The 618-nt window shown below is 62.8% G+C and carries 1 pseudogene; it reads left to right on the top strand.

The window, feature by feature from the left end:
- Window position 1 precedes the first annotated feature (1 nt).
- A pseudogene (locus tag U5A65_RS40725) lies at window positions 2-618 on the top strand (hopanoid biosynthesis associated radical SAM protein HpnJ); the annotation flags it as partial.

Raw genomic sequence — 618 nt, 5'->3', positions numbered from 1 at the left:
TATGAAAACGCTGTTTCTGCAGGCCCCGTCGTATGACGGCTTCGACGGTGGCGCGGGCTCGCGCTACCAGGCAAAGCGCGAGATCCGCTCGTTCTGGTATCCCACGTGGCTTGCGCAGCCCGCGGCCCTCGTGCCCGACAGCCGCGTGCTCGACGCGCCGGCCGACGGCATCGGCGTGGAAGCCACGCTGAAGATCGCGATGGACTATGACCTTGTGATCATTCACACGAGCACGCCGTCGTTCCCGACCGACGCGCTCTTCGCCGAAGACCTGAAGAAGCGCAAGCCGACGCTCATTGTCGGCATGGTCGGCGCGAAGGTGATGGTCGATCCGCACAACTCGCTCACGGCGACCGAGGCGATCGATTTCGTCTGCCGAGAAGAATTCGATTACACCTGCAAGGAAATCGCCGAGGGCCGGCCGTTCGCCGAGATCAAGGGCTTGAGCTGGCGCGCGAAGGACGGCTCGATCGAGCACAACGAGGCGCGGCCGATTCTCGAGAACATGGACGAGCTGCCGTTCGTCGCGCCCATCTACAAGCGCGACCTGAAGATCGACAACTACTTCATCGGCTATCTGAACTACCCGTACGTGTCGATCTATACGGGGCGCGGCTG

Origin of the sequence: Paraburkholderia sp. J10-1 (assembly GCF_905220165.1) — a bacterium.
Classification (GTDB): domain Bacteria; phylum Pseudomonadota; class Gammaproteobacteria; order Burkholderiales; family Burkholderiaceae; genus Paraburkholderia.
Note: the sequence above shows the minus strand (reverse complement) of the source record. Positions and strands in the feature narration are given on the sequence as shown.